Source organism: Bacteroidota bacterium, assembly GCA_039111535.1.
Taxonomy (GTDB): domain Bacteria; phylum Bacteroidota; class Rhodothermia; order Rhodothermales; family JAHQVL01; genus JBCCIM01.
Map to the genome: position 1 here is coordinate 1 of JBCCIM010000124.1, position 19,888 is coordinate 19,888.

At 51.1% G+C, this 19,888-nt stretch carries 15 protein-coding genes; 7 read left to right on the forward strand and 8 right to left on the reverse strand.

Annotated features, from left to right (window positions below):
• The first annotated feature begins 61 nt into the window (after window positions 1-61).
• Both AAF564_17380 and AAF564_17385 read left to right on the forward strand, forming a co-directional pair.
• Window positions 62-1,417 carry a sigma-54 dependent transcriptional regulator gene (locus tag AAF564_17380; GenBank protein MEM8487328.1) on the forward strand — a complete coding sequence of 452 codons (1,356 nt, stop codon included), beginning with the start codon at window positions 62-64 and terminating at the stop codon, window positions 1,415-1,417.
• 245 nt (window positions 1,418-1,662) lie between these two features.
• The gene (locus AAF564_17385; protein ID MEM8487329.1) at window positions 1,663-2,685 is read left to right on the forward strand and encodes a tetratricopeptide repeat protein; all 1,023 of its coding nucleotides are present in this window, start codon (window positions 1,663-1,665) and stop codon (window positions 2,683-2,685) included.
• A 270-nt stretch (window positions 2,686-2,955) separates the two neighbouring features.
• On the opposite strand, the gene AAF564_17390 is transcribed toward AAF564_17385, so the two are convergent.
• Window positions 2,956-6,222, reverse strand: coding sequence for an amidohydrolase family protein (locus AAF564_17390; GenBank protein MEM8487330.1), 3,267 nt, complete (start codon window positions 6,220-6,222; stop codon window positions 2,956-2,958).
• An 83-nt stretch (window positions 6,223-6,305) separates the two neighbouring features.
• Window positions 6,306-7,184: an alpha/beta hydrolase family protein gene (locus tag AAF564_17395; GenBank protein ID MEM8487331.1), complete on the reverse strand. Its 879-nt coding sequence runs from the start codon at window positions 7,182-7,184 to the stop codon at window positions 6,306-6,308.
• A 144-nt stretch (window positions 7,185-7,328) separates the two neighbouring features.
• Here AAF564_17395 and AAF564_17400 point away from each other — a divergent pair, with 144 nt between their 5' ends.
• On the forward strand, window positions 7,329-7,979 hold the full coding sequence (locus AAF564_17400; protein ID MEM8487332.1) for an HAD family hydrolase: 651 nt from the start codon (window positions 7,329-7,331) through the stop codon (window positions 7,977-7,979).
• A gap of 132 nt (window positions 7,980-8,111) precedes the next feature.
• On the opposite strand, the gene AAF564_17405 is transcribed toward AAF564_17400, so the two are convergent.
• Both AAF564_17405 and AAF564_17410 read right to left on the reverse strand, forming a co-directional pair.
• Window positions 8,112-9,590, reverse strand: coding sequence for a cytochrome c peroxidase (locus tag AAF564_17405; protein ID MEM8487333.1), 1,479 nt, complete (start codon window positions 9,588-9,590; stop codon window positions 8,112-8,114).
• A 67-nt stretch (window positions 9,591-9,657) separates the two neighbouring features.
• A complete protein-coding gene (locus tag AAF564_17410; protein MEM8487334.1) occupies window positions 9,658-10,404 on the reverse strand; it encodes a hypothetical protein in 747 nt (248 codons plus the stop codon).
• A gap of 614 nt (window positions 10,405-11,018) precedes the next feature.
• Here AAF564_17410 and AAF564_17415 point away from each other — a divergent pair.
• Both AAF564_17415 and AAF564_17420 read left to right on the forward strand, forming a co-directional pair.
• Complete coding sequence (locus AAF564_17415; GenBank protein MEM8487335.1) at window positions 11,019-12,068, forward strand: alpha/beta hydrolase; 1,050 nt, start codon at window positions 11,019-11,021, stop codon at window positions 12,066-12,068.
• Between the two features lie 319 nt (window positions 12,069-12,387).
• On the forward strand, window positions 12,388-12,564 hold the full coding sequence (locus AAF564_17420; protein MEM8487336.1) for a hypothetical protein: 177 nt from the start codon (window positions 12,388-12,390) through the stop codon (window positions 12,562-12,564).
• Between the two features lie 22 nt (window positions 12,565-12,586).
• On the opposite strand, the gene AAF564_17425 is transcribed toward AAF564_17420, so the two are convergent.
• The 3 genes from AAF564_17425 to AAF564_17435 are packed head-to-tail and all read right to left on the reverse strand — an operon-like array spanning window position 12,587 to window position 15,852.
• Window positions 12,587-13,966, reverse strand: a complete 1,380-nt coding sequence (locus AAF564_17425) for a gluconate transporter (protein MEM8487337.1) — start codon at window positions 13,964-13,966, stop codon at window positions 12,587-12,589.
• Window positions 13,967-14,015: 49 nt separating this feature from the next.
• Window positions 14,016-15,302, reverse strand: coding sequence for a DUF362 domain-containing protein (locus tag AAF564_17430; GenBank protein MEM8487338.1), 1,287 nt, complete (start codon window positions 15,300-15,302; stop codon window positions 14,016-14,018).
• Window positions 15,303-15,327: 25 nt separating this feature from the next.
• Entirely contained in the window at window positions 15,328-15,852 is a 525-nt protein-coding gene (locus AAF564_17435) for an FKBP-type peptidyl-prolyl cis-trans isomerase (GenBank protein ID MEM8487339.1), read from the reverse strand.
• A gap of 136 nt (window positions 15,853-15,988) precedes the next feature.
• Between AAF564_17435 and AAF564_17440 the strand changes: the two genes are divergently transcribed.
• The gene (locus tag AAF564_17440; GenBank protein ID MEM8487340.1) at window positions 15,989-16,630 is read left to right on the forward strand and encodes a peptidylprolyl isomerase; all 642 of its coding nucleotides are present in this window, start codon (window positions 15,989-15,991) and stop codon (window positions 16,628-16,630) included.
• Between the two features lie 327 nt (window positions 16,631-16,957).
• Here the strand turns inward: AAF564_17440 and AAF564_17445 are convergent, their stop codons facing one another.
• Window positions 16,958-18,673: a family 16 glycosylhydrolase gene (locus AAF564_17445; GenBank protein MEM8487341.1), complete on the reverse strand. Its 1,716-nt coding sequence runs from the start codon at window positions 18,671-18,673 to the stop codon at window positions 16,958-16,960.
• Between the two features lie 211 nt (window positions 18,674-18,884).
• On the opposite strand from AAF564_17445, the gene AAF564_17450 reads away from it, so the two are divergent.
• Window positions 18,885-19,888: MFS transporter (locus tag AAF564_17450; GenBank protein MEM8487342.1), on the forward strand; the 1,004-nt coding region annotated here is incomplete at its 3' end.

Consider the following 19,888-nt stretch of genomic DNA (forward strand, 5'->3'; position numbering starts at 1 on the left):
ACCCGGTTTCTTGTAGAATTTCCTGCCGCATAACCACCGCAGTGCACAACCCCCGTTTGTTATGGCGTTAATCCTTGTTGTTGATGATGTGCCTGCCCTGGCTGAACAGTATGCTTACGACTTAAAGCGGGTTGGAGGATATCAGACGCTTATTGCCCATGGCGGCGCTGCTGCGCTGCAAGCAGTATCGAAAGCAGCTGTTGATTGCATCATACTGGATCTAGAGATGCCGGGCGTTGATGGTTTTGCAGTGCTGGAGCAATTAAAGGCTGATAAAATTGAAGTTCCAGTTATTGTTTACACCGGCACGGGCAACTACGCGCGCTGCGTACGGGCTGTCCAATTGGGGGCATATGGGTTTATCGACAAGTCTGAGCCGATGGAGCGGGTGGTGCAAGAAGTGGAGAATGCACTGGATCGGTTGCGTTTGCAGGAAGAGGTGAAGTCGCTTAAAGAAGACCTGGGCCGGACAAGCGGACTCATTGGTTCGAGCGCGGCAATGCAGAAGTTGCAGCAGCAAATTGCACGCCTCGCAAAAATTCCGAGTAGCGTGCTTATTCTTGGGGAAAGTGGTACCGGGAAAGAACTGGTTGCCAGAGCAGTACACGACATGGCTGGCGAAGACCGAAGACCGTTTGTAGCAGTGAACTGTGCTGCGCTCCCCGAAAACCTGATCGAAAGTGAATTGTTTGGGCACGAGCGCGGGGCATTTACCGGTGCGAACCGTACGCGAAAAGGTGCTTTCTTGCAAGCAGCCGGCGGCACCATCTTTCTGGATGAAGTAGGCGAGATGCCGCTGCAGGCCCAGGCCAAGCTTTTGCGTGTTCTTGAGCAACGCGAAGTGATGCGTGTTGGTGGAGAGAAGCCCATCAAAGTTACTGCCCGCGTTGTTGCAGCCACGAACAGAGACCTGGCAAAAGAAAGTGAAGCCGGCAATTTCAGGGAAGACCTTTACTACCGCCTCAATGTGCACATCTTACAAGTGCCGCCACTACGCGACCGGCGCTCTGATGTACCGGAACTTGCTGATCATTTTGCAGCGTTTATCTGCAGGCGATTTGGCATGCGTAAAAAACGGTTTGCCCCTGAGGCGATGGATATGCTGATGCAGCATAACTGGCAGCGCAACAATGTGCGCGAACTGCGCAACATCGTCGAACGGATGATCATTGCTTCTGACGACGATGTAATCCAGGTAGAAGAAGTACCTGTAGACGTTCAGGGTACGCTATCCGTAACGCCAGACGCTAAAGCGACAACTTTTCAGCAACGCAAAGCTGAGGCGGAGCGTCAAATTATCATCTCTGCACTTGAGCGCAACGATGGTCATATCAGCAATACGGCCAAAGATCTGGGGCTTTCGGATCATGCATCGCTGCTCAAAATCATGCGCCGGCTGAATATCCGCAAATCGTAGCCGTGGCGCTCGAATATACGTGTACGCATGGACACATTCCCGCTGTGTTTATCGTGTCACGCTGAACACAGTGAAGGTTTTTAATAGAATTTTTTCAAAAAGAAAAAACCTGTAAATCGTTGCGGGGCAACAGGTTGTGGTTTTTGTTGTTCTGTGTTGTGTCTTTTGGCATCTCGCTTGAAATATAGGTTGGCATCTGGCCATCGGGTCAGTGTTAATCCAAAACTTCAACAAGGAGAATAGACATGACTAACCAAATCAAAACAAGCACCCGCCGTATTTCAAGCATCGCTTTAAGTGGCCTGACAGCTTTTTGCTTTATCCTGAGCGGCTGTGGTGCTGAAGAAAAATCTGAAAACAGTTCGTCGCGCCACCGTGCTGCTGCACCGGTACAGGTAACCTCTACGCCGGCACCTGCGCCTGTTACGCCAACGGTGGTACCCAAAGAAGCCGTCCTGGAAGTAAAAGAAGAAACCCCTGTTGTTGTCACTTATGCTGACGCTGAAGCAGCCTTTATGGCAAAAGACTACAACGCTGCTGTAACGCGGTTTTCCGATTACACGGCCCAAAACGAATCCAATCCATGGGGGCATTACATGCTGGGCTTGTCGGCCTACAGAACCGGTGATAGCGAAACAGCCAAGTCTGCATACCGCGCTGCCCTTGCATTGGATGAGGGCCATGTAAAGAGCTGGATCAATCTTAGTCGCGCACAACTCGCGCTGGGTGAAACAGCAGACGCCATGGAGTCGCTGGCGCAGGCGCTCGTTTACGATTCCGCATCGGTGGATGTATACCGCTTGCAAGGGCGTGCCTACCATAACATGGGGCAGCATCCAGAAGCCATCGCAGCCTACAAGCAGGCGCTGTTGTTTGATGACTCCGATGCCTGGTCTATGAATAACCTCGCGTTGATTTACATCGAAGACGAACAGTTTGACCAGGCATTGCCTGTGCTTGCACTTGCGGTAGAAACCAATGGTTCTCAGGCAGTCTTCTTTAACAACCTTGGCATGGTGCTCGAGCATCATGGTCAGATTCAAACGGCTGCCGCCATGTACAGCAAGGCACTGGAGATTGACGAATCAAACAGTAAGGCGCAGGCAAATCTGGATCGTCTTGACGGCGTGAAAGAGGCGCTGGATATTGAAACTGTAGATCTTACTGTGGAAGCAGAGAAGTTTCGCGCCTCCCTGCTTGAATGGCAGGGGCTCAATGAAGTTGAGAACGAAGAAGAGTTATGGTACGAAACTGAAGACGGTTGTTAAGGTGGCCGGCGTTCTTTGGCGCTTGCATATTAAAAGGAGCCAGTTGGGAAAACTGGCTCCTTATTTTATTGGCGTGTAGATCTGGTTGTCGCTATGCCCGGCACTCCCTCAATGTCATTTCGGACCCTGAAAGCCATTGGGGGAAAAGCAGCACGGTTCAAGTCGTTCTGTTGCCTAAATCAGGTTCCGTAGCATCTCTTAGCTTTACTGGGGCATGGATCCTGAATCTTGTTCAGGATACGGCATTTTGCTGATGAATCAACAAAATGCCTAATTTATCCCACAAGAACAGATGTGGGCGCCATCAATGGTAATTTCTGCCGGCTGCCAGATAAATCGGTCATCCACGCCCTCGCGCTGCCAGTAGAAGGGTTTGCGTGTTGAGGGATGATTGCCAATCTGGTTCATCGTTTCTGCGTCAAAGAGCCGGCCGTTTATCATGACCATCGACACGTGCTCGGTCTGTAGAATATCATCAAGCGGGTTGCCTTCCAGCACAACAAGGTCTGCCAGCTTCCCTGTTTCGAGAGAACCGATGTCTTTATCCATTCCCAACAACTGAGCACCGTGCAGGGTGGCGCTGCGCAAGGCTTCGTGTGGTGTCATGCCGCCTTGCTCAAACATCCATAACTCCCAGTGTGATGCAAGACCCTGCAACTGTCCATGCCCACCTATTTGCACAGTGTTGCCTTGATCAACGAGTTTTTTGGCTTGCTCTGCAACCATAATATGCTGGTATTCTTCTTCCGGTACCTTGGTTGGTCGTCGGCTTCGGGCGTCGATGCTTGGTCGCGGATAGAAATTCAGCAACCGATCCTTGTCCCACACATTGGTGTTTTGGTACCACCAGTACTCACCATTGGGCCCACCATAGTTTACAACTAATGTCGGCGTATAGCCCACCGTGGTGTGTCGCCACAGCTCGATTACATCTTTGTAGAGCGGAGCAACGGGGAGGTTATGTTCAAGGCTTGTGTGCCCATCTATCATCTGATTTATGTTGGTGAAGAAGGTTGAGCCTCCTTCGGGCACAACCATCATCCCAAGCTCTCTCGCTGCTTGTAATACTTGCTGGCGTTGATCGCGCCGTGGCTGGTTGTAGCTTTTTACCGAAATGGCGCCCACTGCTTTCATACGCCGCAGGTGTGACCGGGCATCATCCAGGCTGTTTACAACGGCTTTAAAGTCACCGTCTGCACCATACAGGATGCGTCCGGTGGAGAATACGCGAGGACCGGTTACCTTGCCAGCGCGCACCAGTTCTTTCTGCCTAAAAACAAACGGTGTATTGGCAGAGGGATCGTGCATTGTGGTGACACCGTACGCGAGATTTGCGTAATACACCCAGTTTTGATGGGGTGTAGGGCCGCTTGGGAAATGGCTCGCATGTGCATGCACATCGATGAGGCCCGGGATAATCGTTTTACCGCTTGCGTCGACAACGTGCGCGCCGGCTGGTGATTCACCACTTGCGTCAATCGACACAATCCTGTTCCCTTCAACAACGAGGGTACCTTTTTCGATAACTTCATCGCCATTCATCGTGATGATGCGCGCGCCTGTAAAGGCTACGGTGCCTGTGGGGATGTCCGTCGGTATGCGTAACCCTACATTAATCCCTGTAGAGTCAGGTTTTGGGAGCGTCTCTGGGGCGCCGGCCAGGAAGGCAAAAGCATCGGTCAACGGCCGAGAGAAGTATTCCGGCCCAATCATCCAGTGCAGGTGCTGGCTGTCAGGTGACCAGTGCAGGTCTGTGCCGGCGTCGCGGGTGATTTTCTTGACCGGGACAGCCTTCATGTCTTTGTTCAGGTCAATCGGCTTACCCGTTTGGGGCATAGGCGCTATATAGGCATTGAATAATTCAGTAAATGCGATCCATTTACCATCCGGGCTCGGCATCACAACATCCGCGTATTTCATATTGAAATGCGTCCGTTCTTCGCTGCCCTCCAGGTTCACGCTTTTGAACTGCTTCGACAACCCACCGCCGGTTTTGAAGTAGATCCGTTCGCCAGTATGATTAAACATCGGCGCGTATCCACCGCGCTGTATTTTCGTCAGATCAGTGCCATCTGCTTGCATCCAGTACAAACCGGTTTCGCGACCGTACGCTGCGCCAAGTAAAGAATTACCGGTGCCTTTGCGGAATACAACCTTGCTCCCATCCGGACTGAATCCAGGTGTAAAGTAGTAACCCGGAGCTTCAGTGAGTTGGTTGGGTGTGCCGCCGGCAATCGGCACCGATTTAACAGCACCAAGCGCCTCATCGTCCCAGGTTGTGTAAACAACTGTTTTTCCATCTGGACTGATGGCCGGCTCGTATTCAAACTCACTGGCTGTAGTCAGACGCTCTGGCGTACCGTTTGGCAATCGCTTGGACCACAGGTGTCCCACTGCGTGGAAGACAAGGGTGCGGTTGTCGGGTGTTGTTCTAGCGCCCATAATCATACGGGCGTCAAACGATTTGGGCAGTACTTCCACAGGAAACCGGACCGCTTCTGTAACCTGAATATCTACATCAACCTCAAAAGGGATATTGGTGATGTTGCCGGTTGCTGATTCGATTTTCCACAGTTTACCTTGTGCCCATATGACAATATGTTTGCCGTCGGGCGTCCAGCTAAAGTTGGGGTACACCCCAAAAATAGCCCATACTTCCTGCTGGTCACGGTCGAGTCCATCGTAGATTGGGCGTGCTGTGCCTTTCTCCAAATCAAAGCTGTATAACACGGTTTTGGTGCGCACGCGACGGACAAAAGCAAGCTCTTTGCCGTCTGGTGAAGGGACGGGCCGCATGGCACTTCCCGGACCAGAAACTACGGTTCTTATTTCGCCCGTCTCCCGGTCCAGCTGTTTGATGCTGTAGATGCCGGCATTTGGATCCTTGTTATACAAGAAAAAAGGGCCCGGTGTGACATCTTCAGAAAAATACACGTAGCGACCATCGGGGCTGACTGCAATTTCGTTGCCTTGATCTTGCTGATCGTTCCGTCGCTTGGTCAACTGGAGTCCGCTGCCGCCGCTTTTGTGATAGATCCACATTTCGCCGGCGCCCAGCGAGCGGGTACTGGTGAAATGTTTGCGGGCAATCAGGTAATCACCGTCTGGCGTCCACTCTGCGCCATTGAGTAACCTGAAAGACTCTTTGGTAACTTGTGTGGGGGCGCTGCCATCTGCATTTGCAATCCAAACGTTGTCGCCGCCGGCACGATCTGACGTAAAGCTGATATGCTTGCCGTCGGGGCTATACCTGGGTTGCACATCGTAAGCAGCGCCTCGGGTAAGCCGCTTTGCTTTGCCGCCGGCCAGCGGCAACTCGAACAAATCACCGAGCATGTCAAACACGAGTCGATTGCCGTCTGGATGAACATCCACCGTCATCCATGTGCCTTCATTGGTTGTAAATTGCACCTGTTTAGTGACACCATGGCCCGCGTTTACGTCCCACTTGTTCTCATCTTTCTTTTCCTGCGCTTGTGCCGCAACGGTAAGTACAAAGAGGAAAAGGACGCTTAGCGCAATGTTTTTAATAGTCATATACATTACAAGCACTAATAAACGATAGAAAATCTTCAACCTTAAACCAGCAACCTTCAACTGCAAACAATAAAATTGTTTGCCTAATACTGATGAAAGGCCTGAGAGACAAAGTGCAGTACAGTAGGCAGGCTTTCGCGCCAATAGGTCCACGTGTGCCCACCATCGCGGATGCGGAATTCGTGCGGTATGTCGCGTTTGCGCATCGCAATGTGGATGAGTGAATTGCCTTCATACAGGAAATCATCATCTCCGCAATCAATAAACCACCGTACAGATTTGATGTCGTCGACCGGCATGTTTTCCATCAGGGCAACCGCGCTGTGCCGTTGGAAATACGCTTCAAAATCTTCATCGCTGATGCCCGAGATGTCGCGCTGATTCCACCGTTGCATGGTGTTTTTTAGGTCCTGTACAGAAAGCGGTCCAACGTAGGCGCTGAGCGGTGCGGCTGATGAGAACAAGTCTGGCCGATGGAGCGCATACATAAACGTTCCACCACCACCCATGGAGAGGCCGGCAATGGCACGGTAGCGTTTTTGGCTCCGGATGCGGAATTTCTCTTCAACATGCGGCATCAGTTCGTCGAAGAAAAAGTCCTCATAGCGCCAGTCTTTTTCGATGTCATTGAAATACCCGCGAATGCCAGTGTCTGCATCAGGCATGACAACAATCATGGGTGTAGCAGTACCTTCGCGGATGGCTTTGTCTGCGATGTGCATAATTTCGCCAAACTGGATCCAGCCGGTCTGGTCATCGCCGGCGCCGTGTAATAGGTAAAGTACTGGATAATTACGCTCCGAAGTTGCATAATCGGGGGGCAAGTAAACCGCATACTTGCGCTCACTTTTGAGGATTGTGCTTTCCATTGAAAGCATGTCGTGTACTTTGCCATGCTGAGCGGTAGCTTCGGGGAGTGCCAGACAAGAGGCGACAAGTAAAAAGACAAGGGTGGCGCGCATGCTATTCATAACAACGAGGTAATGGGGTGGAAATAGGAAATTGGCAACTAATCTGATAAGTTCATGAACTTCCTTCTTTTTTTGGTTAGATGCAATGCCATTGTGCGGCATTGCGCAAGAGATGATTCTATCGGAGATTGAACCATGCATACGATACACTGCAAAGCAATCATTTTTGATCTGGATGGTATCCTGGTTAATTCGAATCCGATTGCTGAGCGGCATTGGAAAATATGGGCAGATGCCAAGGGCGTATCGCTTGATCATATCCTGGCAATTCACCATGGCCGACCTACTGCGCTTACAATCCGCGAAGTAGCGCCTCATCTCGATGCAGATGCCGAGGCCGCCCGCAAGGAGAAAGTTGAAGCAGATGATATCGATGGCCTGAGCCGGTATGCCGGCACATACCAATTGCTGAGCCAGCTGCCAGGTGGACAGTGGGCCATCGCAACCAGTGGCACGCGAAGAACTGCCACCAAGCGATTGGGGGTTGTAGGACTGCCTGCCCCGGAGGTGTTTATTACCGCAGATGACGTGATAAACGGGAAGCCTGCGCCTGATCCCTATCGCCAGGCCATAGAAGGGCTCGGTTTTGCGCCTGATGAATGCGTAGTCATTGAAGACGCGCCTGCCGGAATCAAATCTGCAAAAACGGCCGGCGCCCGGGTTATTGCTGTCACGTCCACCAATAAACGACCGGCGCTAGCTGAGGCTGACTACATCGTGCCGGCTTTCGATCAGATTGCCGTCATTATTGGCGACATCCTTGAGATCAAGCTTGATGTAAGGTAAAAGGGAAGTTGTGCCAGGGTTTTGTCAAGAAAGTACAGAGAGTCCGACATCAGGATTGTGTGTCTCCTGTGAGCAGGAAACCCTGATGCCGGACTGCATATCCCTCACTCCTCACTCCTCACTCCTCACTCCTCACTCCTCAACAGGCAGCCCACTCGGCACTGCAAGCGGGACCAGGTGCTGCAGGTTCAATGTGCTGGAATCCGTTAGGGTATGCAGGAATGTTAACAGGTTGTCTACTTCCGAATTTGATAAACTTACCGGGTCCAGTTCATTGGCATCTGCGATGTATTGCCGCAGCTCGGGGTGTTGCTGCACCCAGGAGTCGCGTGCAAGGAAATCGTCCCTCCGCTTTTCGCTTAGCCAATCATCGATGAGCCGTGGGCCGTCAGCCGTGGTTTCGATAACCTGCTCCATCGCCAGCAATTGATCTTCTGTCAATGTATAGCTATTCAGCGAGGTAACCGGGTCAAGGTGGTGGCGGACAACCGATTCTAGATCATCGTAAGCGCCACTGTGTCCCCACGGACCTGTTTCCGCCACATTACGCAGCGATGGCGTACGAAACTTGTAGCGGTCTTCTTCGCGGAAGGTCACGCGTCCACGCCCGTAGTCTTCGGGAAATGCCTTCAGGCCCGTTGCGCGCCAATAATCCGCATTGTAGCCATCAGCTTTGCCAGGACCTATTTGGGGCATTGCAATCGCGTGAAAGTCATGATCCGTTTGGAATTTTCCGCCATGGCAAGTATAACATTGGGCTTTGCCGTAAAACAACTCGAGTCCGGCTTGTGCCTCGACAGACAACTTGGTGTTGCCCGCAAGGTACTGGTCATAGGTGCTTTCTGTTGTTTTAAATGAGGCTGCCTCAAAAGCGGCAATGGCATTGGCAGCCATGACAAAGGTGATGTCTTCCGGTTGACTGATTGCGCCCGGATAAGCTTCATCGAAGAGCGCAACATAGGCAGGGATGGTTTGCAGCCGGCCGGCTAGTAATTCCCACACACCATTCGGGCCGGCGACATTGTTTAGTGCCCGCGCATCAGCAATCGGGTTTTCCCCTTTTTGTCCAGCCATCTCGGTAGGAGAGGTGACCGGAAACATGGCCTGCGCTGCCAGTACGTTATCGAGGCCCTTGTGTAGCTTCCATTTGGCTGGTGTGATAAATCCTCCTTCGTAGTAGCCGGCTGTGTCCGATTCTACGCGCCCGTCATGAAACAGGGTGGTGAATTCTGTTGCGCCAAGGTTAAACAGGGCAGGGGCGTTGCGTGGTACACGCTCATGTACAGCGCGCGCCTTTGTTGTGCCTTGCTCACGGTCTGGTCCAAGCCCTGATGGGCCTTCGCCAAACGCCAGGGCCACGCCGTCGCCACTGGCAAATTGTGGATGGTGGCATGTAGCGCAAGAGATGTTTTTGTTGCCGCTCAGGATTTTGTCAAAAAAGAGTGCCCGGCCCAATTCAACTTTGGCTGGCGTTACGATGGTTGCGTCATAGAAATCTGCGCTGGAAACTGCGGCAGGCAGACGCGTCTTGTCGAATTCGTCGTGCAAAGGACTTGCTACAAATGCCGCTGTTACCAGAAGCAAGGTGCACAGGCTTAGAAGCGTTTTCATTTTCTTGATGGCTTTAAGCATGACGGGACCGCCCGTTTTGAGCGGTCCCGTTGCTTTTGATCAGAAGTTATTCGATGCCTTCGCGCTGCGGGAGCATAACGAAGAGTGGAACATGAGAGTTGAGTCCAAATGCACCGGGGCTTCCACCGTACGTTTTTCCATCGCTGTGGTACGCAATGGCAAGCATGGACGTGGTCCAGGTGTCAGACATCTGCAGGCAAGGCTCAAAGGTATGCTGGAAGCGAGCGCGGCCTTTTTTGTCAGCTGTGAATCCGCTTTCAGATCCATCACGAGCGCCCAGCGGGAGGTCGAGCGTACCTGTGAAAGGCACAGGTGGTGGCATGGCCATAAATGCGTGCCACATGGTGTATACCCCTTCAGGCACAAGTCCTGTGAACTTCAGGTCGATGGTGCCGACGCCGGCATTACAGCTGTAGGTGCCGGTGCCAGAGTGGGCTAGCCATTCGCCAAGCGTCATGCCGAGGGGTGCGCCTTTTTTGTGCGGACCGATAGCAGCAGGGTTAAAGGGATTGTGTGGTGTTTCGACCGCCGTTGCATATAGTTCAGCGTTCATGTTATGGTCGCCTTTGGTAACGCGATACACATCTTCTGATCCTGCTTCCCGCTCGATGAAAATATCCTGTTCTGGCAGGTCCATGTCGAGGTGGGTCATAAAAGCGACTTCGAGCTTCACGTCGTCATTAATCGCTTTTTCTGTTGGCTGAAAACCTACCCAGGTTGTAAGTGCCAGTACAATGGCGGCAGCCAGTGTTTGGGCCGCGTGTTTACCGGAAATCATTGATTTGATGGTCATGGTCGTTCTCTTGTATGGTGTAATTGATTACGTTCGTATGGTGTGCTGCTTGTTTTGCCGGCCAGGTTAGTATGCCGTTTTTAAAGCAGTCATTAACCAAGACGCGAAAAGACCAGAAATCCCCAAAAAGAGATTGAAAAAATTTTTTAAAGTGGTTAAAGCCCTTAATTAGACCATATGGAGGGGTTTGACAGCAAGTGGCAAACCTGCGAATTGGGAAGAAGAGGAAAAAAGAAAGATCCCAGGAACTGCACCCATGTGGCGTCGTTATCAAACTGCCTTCGGGCAAAAATTCGCAGCGCGGGTTGCATAACTGGGCGGTAGCCGGTGCGTTTTCTGAAGTGCCCTTAACTTACGGAGGTGATCCTATGTCTGATATGCAGAAGGGAGCCTCTGGCGTAGCCTGTTAGCGACAGCTTACCGGGCTCCCGGACAGCTTTAAAAAGCTCTACCTGAAAACAGGTAGAGCTTTTTCTTTTTTACCCAAATTGGGCAACGGGTGGTTGTGAATCTCTGAGAGTGTGAGCTTCAAAAGGAAAATCGAGATGCTTGGGTTAACATGTAAGACTTTTAATACGTAGGAGCGGGGATATCACAAATTTGCCCCAGGTACCATGCGTCTGCTACGAATTGCTCTGAAATGGTGTGGCTATGCTTTACTAGCCATCTTGATCATCTTTTTCATTTTGCTGGTTATCCCCGAAAGGGAAGTGGTGCCGGCCATAGAGCCCACGTCGTCAACGGCATACTGGCAGATGTCGGAAGGCTTCGATATTGCCTATCAATTTCTGCCGGCACAGACAGATTCGGCCAAGTCACCCGTAATTTACCTGCATGGCGGTCCCGGGGGCTATGTGCACTCAAGCATTGTACATACGCTCGGTGCATTGACTGCATTAGGATATCCCGTCTACTTCTATGACCAGCGAGGATCCGGACGATCTGATCGGTTGGAGAAATTCAGCGATGTAAGTTTTGAGAAACACCTATCCGACTTGCACGAAATCATTACGCAACACATTGGGGCCGAGCAATCCATTTTGATGGGGCAGTCGTTTGGTACAAACATCATTGCGCATTATGCTTCGCGCCATCCAGGCCGAGTTGAGAAAATGATTCTTTCTTCACCAGGCACACTGTCGCCACCACGCATGATCGACAGCCGGTATGCCCGGCTTGATTCCCTGTACCCAACCCCAGACTCCCTTGCGTTCATTGCACCTGATAACCCGTTTAAGGAATCCAATCGGGCAGTGCTAAAACCTAAGGCGATCGTGGCTACTACGGGTGCCTTGTTGTTTGATGCGAAATTTGTGTCGGACAAGCAGATGGACCGTATCCTGAACGGTATGGCATCGAAATTTACAAAGGGCATGGTCTGCGACGTAGAGAATGTTTTGCCTGAAGAAGGGGGAGGTGGACTTTACGCTTATTTGGCAACCAACAACGACGATGTGCCAGATCCTCGTGGTGCGATGGCTACTATAAATTCACCGGTTCTGGTGTTGCAGGGACAGTGTGACTACGTTGGATTTGCACGCGCCTATGAGTACGTCGATCTGTTTCCCAATGCCTCCTATGCCTTCATCGAAAACGCCGGCCACGAAATTTGGTGGGAGGAAAAGGAGGTGTACCTGTCGCGCATAAGTGATTTTTTGGACTGATGGATAGGGGGAGTGTCTCGTGCGGGGTAGATTAAATAATAATTAAGCTATTGTTAAGTTTAATAAATAAAGTAAATCTATTGAAATGACTAAATAATTTATGTATCATGCTGTGGGCATAGTGGCTGTCGTAGGATTTAATCCCGATGGGCGATTCAGTAATGCTAGCAATGTGACCACTGCCCGGTTAGCATCTTGTGGATCGCGGGTCATGGTTTGGTGGAATCATGACTCCCGCCTTGAACTTGTTTCCCTACCCAATCAACAATGCATAAGGCCGGCTGCAAGCTTTAAAAGCAAGCGATGGCTGAAAAAAGATATGTCGATAGCCATAAAAGAAATCAAAGTATCTCTTGCACAGGAAGATCCGCTCCACAAGCAGCCAGAGCTCTACAAGCTAAGTGCGCATGGATGGCAAGTTGTGTTGATTAATCCACAGCGTGGGAGCAGAGAAGAAAGTCTCATTTGCAACATCCAGCTAATTTTTATGAATTAGCCAGATTACACCATCAGCCATATTATACCATTGGGAAGATCGCTGCAGCAATAAGGAGTTGCAGCAACCCGACGAGGCCGATTAAGCCAAGCATAACCGTCCAGGTGCGGAGCGTCTCTTTTTCGGTGAATCCACCGAGCTTTGCGACGACCCAGAACCCGCTATCGTTCATCCATGAGATGAACATGGCGCCAAAGCCAATGGCCATCAGCACATAGATGGGGTGATAACTGAGTGTGCTGCCGTCACCTATGATGGCAAACATAATACTTGATGCGGTGATCATGGCCACCGTTCCGGAACCTTGTGCAATTTTCATTACAGCTGCTGTGACCCAGCCAAGCAAAATAAAGCTGATCTGAAAATCTGCAGTTGCCCAGGCAACGGCGTCTGCGATGCCGGCCAGCTTGATCATGGCACCAAACGCACCGCCGGCACAGGTGATAAGAATGATAATGCCGGCAATCTGCAACGGCTCACTTACAGCATCACCCAGGTCACCAATGCGCCAGCCTTTTTTATGAGCCCACAACCACATGGCTATCATGGTGCCGAGTAACATAGCAACGTTTTTGTTGCCCAGGAAGCTGAAGAAGAGCGATGCACCATCTTCCGAAAGGCCAAAAATTGTTGAAAGACTGATCAAGAGTACAGGTAGAACAACAGGTAAGAGTGAGAGGAACAGGCCAGGTGTCCAATCACTTTCTTTGGCGGATTTGCTATCGCCTGATGTTGCAATCGAGCCCCTGAAGGGGATGTCCCATTTCTGATTGATGTATTTCCCCCCATAGTATACCGTGATGGCCGGAATGATAGCTGCCAACAGGCCGGCCATAATCGTTAAGCCAAGATCAACCTGCATGTTTTCCGCCATGATGAGCGGGCCGGGGGTGGGTGGGACCAGGTGATGTGTAATGGCTGCACCGCCTGCAATAGCCATCACAAAAAGCACGTAGTTGTTACCTGTTTTCAGACGCAATGCTGCTGCAAGGGGAATCAGCAGGAAAAATACGGTATCAAAAAATACGGGAATCGCGAGTACAAGACTACTTGCAATCAGGGCAATTGCCGTTTTCCCTTCACCAAAGACATTAATCAGGCTGTTTACAATTTTGCCTGCAGCCCCGCTTTCCATCATTGCGGTGCCGATTATGGCTGCAAGTGCAATTACAAAAGCGATCTGGCCGGCAATACGGCCAAACTCCAGCATGGGAAGCTCAACAGCGCGCAGTAAATGTGCAGTAGCGTCGTCGCCCGGCAATTGTCCGCTTAAAACACCCACCACTACAGCGGAGATCATCAGTGAAAGGAATGCATGGATGCGAAGGCGTGCAATAAGAATTACAACGGTGAGAATACCAAGGCCCAGTACGATAAAGGGCCAGTAGGGGGCTGCAGTCATGGCGGGGTACATCGGTTGGTGGATGTACGCAAGTTAGTAGATTTTCTACTTAAAATGAAAATTCGGCTGGTGTCCACTGCATTGGCGCCGGCTCTTTTTTTAATGTAAGGGAAGCGTGGGTGGTAACTTCGGGTAACATGGGCTCCGAAACAAAGATCTTATCGAGACTCAACGTGTCCCGAATGCGCACAATGCGGGCATCCGCTGGCTTTACGCGGAGTACTGTTTTGACTGCCAGGCTCACCGCGTCTTTGCTGTTCGGCATGACAATGGGCACAGCGGCGCCATCCAGGTAGGCGCTTGTGATGACGTTGGCATAGGTTGATGCGAAGTCTATGTTGTTAAAAAGCTGCTGGGTAATCACGTCTGCCAGGCCGATACCTGTGGCATTGCCGTAGGTCTGTTCTGTAAGGCCTAACAATACAAGCTTGGCAATTTCTGGTTTATCAAAACCATGCACCCCACGGCTGTTGCGGCCGGCGATGTTGGGGTCAAAACCAGAGCCGCTGATTTCCTTCCCAATCTGATCGATTACCAGCACATCAATCTGGTCAAAATGCAGTCGGGCCATCATGGCCGTGGCTGCATTTAACAGGTCCTTCTCTCGCTCCAGGAGTTTGTCAGGTAGGAGGGCTTCTGCATGTGACGTATGATCATAAGCATCTTCAAGCAGCGCTACGCCAAATCGGAAGGGGATATGCGGCATAAGTGCTTCAGCCGCTTTTGGGAGCACACGGTCGAAGGTGTCCATGCCATGATCGCCATGCATGATCGTGGCGCCCTGGATTTTGCCCATGCCGATAATCATCATTTTGACAATCCCGCTCTGGAAATTGCCACGCACCGTTGTGTGTGGCTTTATGCGGTTGATGAGCACAACCCCATCCGCCTCGTGTGCAAACTGATCCATGTACAACGGCGTGCCATCTGCCATGTGGGTGACCAGCACTGTATCCATTGTTGCCCGGATGGGCACCCCCATACGCGCTTCCGTTACACCGTAAGATGCAAGCACTTTGGCCTGCCCGGCAGCCGTTGCACCACCGTGGCTGCCCATGGCCGGAAATATGAAAGGATGTGCACCCCAGGCTTTGAGTGTGTCGACCAGGGCGCGTACGGCCTGTGCAAGGTTGGATATGCCACGGCTCCCAACCCCTACGGCTATGCGGTCACCCGGCTTGATGCCGGCGCTGGCTTCAATGTTGTTAACTGCAGCTGCGACCGCATCCGAAACATCAACAAGGCCATGGTTGGCAAACTGTTGCTGAACGCCAGCCATTGGCGGCAGCGGAATATCAAGTCCGCCTGCAATGTTGATATTGAGCCGGTCAAACATGCTGTGAGGGGGACTTCATGGCTGTTTAGTTGTTTTCAACAGCAACGCCAACACCAATCAGGGCAAGCTCCATGTAGAGGGTTTCATCAGATCCAATGCCCAGGCTTTGACTACCTGTAGAGCCAAAACCGAGCGCAGGAGGGATTTGTAACTGCCGAAATCCGCCGGTTCGCATGCCGTCGAGGCCTTCGCGCCAGCCTGGAATTAAACCCGTGTTATCATCCAGTAAGAGTACAGAAGCAAGGCCGTTCAGGTAAGAACTGGTTACAACGGTACTGTCCTGTCGCCACAGGATGTAATGATATTGGACGACAAAACCGTCTTCTGCAAGCGATCCTTCGCCAACAGCCAATTCGTAAAATTTGAGTCCGGTATCTGTTTCTGTGTAGAGCGTATCAGCTACAATGGCTGGCGGTGGAATGACGATGGGGGTAAAAGGGTTTTCAGCTTCGTTGTCGCAACCGGAGCCGGCAACGGCCAGCAAAGCAGTACATGCAAGCATGCTGAAAATGTGCTTCATTTGCCATGTAGGCGTGTCTAAAAAAGGCATAAATTTCAGTTGTTTTCAGATCAAGAGACAGAAAATGTGCCGGGCTGTGAACCCGGTGCGTAGTCAGTGCATATACGATGGCGAGGCAACGACCCATGATACGATAGCCGTTAAAGAAATTACAATACCCAAAAAGATGGTTCAAAAGTTCCTGTTTTTGCTTCTGTTGTTCGTAATTGGGGCCCAATCGGCAAATGCACAGGGTATGCCGGATGAAGACATCCGTAAAGCAGCCCCGGACAGCTTTCTCGTTAAGTTTGAAACGAGTAAAGGCAGCTTTGATGCGATGGTCCACCGCGCATGGGGCCCCCTGGCCGCTGATCGCTTCTACCATCTTGTGCGGTTGGAGTACTTCGATGAAGTCTCCATCTTTCGCGTGGTACCCAACTATGTGGCCCAGTTTGGCATTCACAATGAGGAGAAGGTGAACCGCGCCTGGCGAAAGCTTGGTATCAAAGACGAGCCGGTAGTGAAGAGTAATTTGAAAGGGACCATCTCTTTTGCCCGTGGGGGCCCAAAAACTCGTACAAATCAAGTCTTTATCAATTTGTCGGACAACGTAAACTTAGATACTTATCCTGCGGCCGGCATCGTCGGCTATCCACCGATTGCAGAGATTGTGTCGGGGATGGAAGTCATTGACACCTTCAACGGCCAGTACGGCAATGGCCCCACAATGCGGCAAGACTCTATCAATGTCCATGGCCGTGAATTCCTCGACCGCCATTTTCCGGGACTTGATTTCATCAAGACGGTCCGGATTGTTGAGACGTTCTAAGGATTGGATTAGGTTGCTGGTTGAAGGTTTTGATGTGTGAGGAAAAAAATTCCGCCTTTGTAGATTATTGTAAATGCCCTAATTACACTCAAAAAGGCCTTTTTGGGATGGCGCAGAGAAAAGGCTTGGGAAAAACTTAGTTTTTGGCGCACAAATTTTTCCGGGCATGCGCCATAGCGTGACGAGATCCATATGCTTTCAATAAGGAAGCAATTGCACTTCTGGAGTAATCACTTCTACTCCGTCCCTAACTAACGGAACACATGGGATACAAAAGCCGGCGCTTCGTCCACAGCGCCGGCTTTTTTGTGTACCACAATTTTTTGCTTAGCGCATCAGCACAAGCTGTCTGGTTTGCAAGAAGGTGTCTCCTTCAACTTTCAGCAGGTATACGCCATTGGGCCACGATGAGCCATCAAGCTCGAACTGTTGTTCTGTAGCGGCGAGCATGCCGTCGAAGACCTGAGAAACCTGCCGGCCAAGCAAATCGAAAACTGATACCGAAACACGCTGTGCCTGGTCAAGTGCGAGGCTGAATGTCGCCACACTTGAAAAGGGATTAGGATAGGCTGGTGTGAGCGCCACTTCATGCGGGATTTCAGCAAATTCATCTGTGCTGGTTGTAAGCGCACCGTCAGAAAACGCCCAATTATCTGTGTCGAAGTTAATAGCGGTGTTGTTGCCTACAACGGTCACCACCACGTTGACAAGCTGCCCATTCCCACCCGCTGTGGTTGGTACTGGGTCGAACACGCCGTTACCACCATTGTGGAATGAATTGTCATCCACAAGATCTGTAAATGGAATAGATACCAACTGCCAGCCGTCGCCAGAAACTGCACATGGGCCACTTGGGCTAACTACACAGTTAAATTGGAATTCGTCATCTGTGTTGGATGGCGTGGGAATCAGGTCGTCGCCGTCGTCATCGTCCTGAAATTGCATTTCCAGAATATAGTCCTGGTTGGCTTCAGGATTGATCCAGAAATTGAAATGCGTAGCATCTGCGAGATTCATGCGATTGGTGCGCCCAAAACCGCCGATGTAGCCACTCCGCAAGGGATAGGTTGCGCTGAGAGAAAAGCTGCCGCCATTATCTGGAGCAGCAGCAGCATTGTTTGCCGCAATCCCACCACCACCGCCATCGAAACTAAACCAGTTGTTCAAATCCGGATCACCATGTTCCATGTCGTCAAAGAGCAAGCCACTGTCGCCCGTAGTCTCTGTGTTTTCATACACGCGTACGTAATCGATCATCATGGTCTGCGGGAAAACCGTCGATGCATCCGGGCTGCCGGGCAGGTTGCCACCAACAGCTACATTGAGCAGTAGGTGGAAGTCGACGTCAAACGGAGCGGGGAAAGGGCCACCGGTAGAGGACCAGTTATTCCTTGAGGCATACAACTCATCATCTACATACCAGCGGATCGCGCCTTCTTCCCATTCAATGGCAAAGACGTGAAAGTCGTCGTTGAACGTGCCGCTATCCAAGACATAGTCGGTACCTGAAAAAACATTATTAGGCCAGCTGCCGCCATAATGGATGGTGCCAAAAATCTCATTTGGTTTATCACCTGTCATTTCCATGATGTCTATTTCACCGCTGGCAGCCCAAACACCATAAATGGAGGGATCGGTAGGTAGCATCCAGATGGCCGGCCAGAGTCCCTGGCCTGTTGGGAGTTTGGCGCGGACCTCAAAACGGCCATAGGTCCAATCTCCTCTATTGATCGAGCGGAGGCGGGAGGACGTATAGTTTTTCCCACTTACTTGTTCTTCGCGGGCTTCAATTGTAAGAATGCCGTTGCTCACAGCATGGTTGGTGGTGGTATACCATTCGAGTTCGTTATTGCCCCAGCCACATAAGTCAGGGCATCCGTCGCCTGTTTGCAGTGTCCATTTGTTCGGATCGAGCGTATTGCCATCAAATTCATCAGACCACACCATTTCCCAGGTTTGGGCGGAGGCAATTGTGGGGGGAATGAGGAACCACAATGCTACTACGAAGCAGCAAACGCAGGCCAGTGCGGTACGTTTATTCATATTCAAGTGCGTAAATATTAATGAGGGGTTGGAAGGATAGCTTGAATGGTGGTTACCTAAATATAAACAAGTCAGGTCTTTTACACAGGGTAATATTTATTCTTTTAATGCAGCGTTCAGAATAGATGTGGCTGGAATTTGGATCTTGGCTTCAGTTTTTGCGACCTTATGTCAGTTTCCACCAAATGCTTAACCCGCTAAAGCAAGTTATATGAATATCGGATTGACATCGCGACTAAGCGTGATGATGTTTGCGCAGTACTTCATCTGGGGGGCCTGGGCACCCACGCTTGGCAACTACATGCAGACCATTGACATGGGCGAATCGATCAATTGGGCTTATTCCCTCGGCCCGATTGCAGCCATCATTGCACCGTTTTTTATGGGAATGGTAGCAGACCGTTTCTTCGATTCTGAGAAAGTGCTCGGTGTGCTTTGCCTGATTGCCGGCGTAGCCATGTGCGCCATGCCCGCTTATGCCGGCACCTCATGGTTTCTGCCGCTGCTCTTTGTCCATGCAATCTGTTATTTCCCAACCCTGGGTTTAACTGCATCGCTGGCTTTCCACCACATGACGAATCAGGAAAAAGAATTCCCGGTGGTGCGTGTGTTTGGCACCATTGGCTGGGTTGTCGCCGGTATGGTCATCGGCAAATTGCTCATGGCCGACTCCACATCTTTACCGCTGTATATCGGTGGTGGCGCTGCCATCTTCCTCGGACTTTACAGTTTCACCCTTCCGCTGACGCCGCCACCAATGGCCGGTCAGAAAACCAGCTGGCGCCAGATTTTGGGTATTGATGCGTTGAAAGCCCTCTCTACGCGGTCTTTCATCATCTTCCTCGTAGCTGCCACGCTGATTTTCATCGCATTTGGTACCTACTTCCCGTATGCACCGGTTTACTTTGGCGACATCAACGGCCAACTCGGCGTTCCCCACTTTGAAAACCCGAGTTTCGAGATGTCCTTCGGGCAGGCGTCTGAAATCATATTTATGTTGCTCATTCCATTCTTCTTTGCCAGGCTCGGGGTGAAATGGATGTTACTGTTAGGCATGCTGGCCTGGGTTGCGCGCTTCACACTGTTCTCAGCGGCTGCCCTTAGTGGTACCTTCTGGCTGATTATGCTCGGCATCCTGATCCACGGGATTTGCTATGACTTCTTCTTTGTAACCGGACAGATTTACATCGATAAGAAAACTTCGCCGGCCATCCG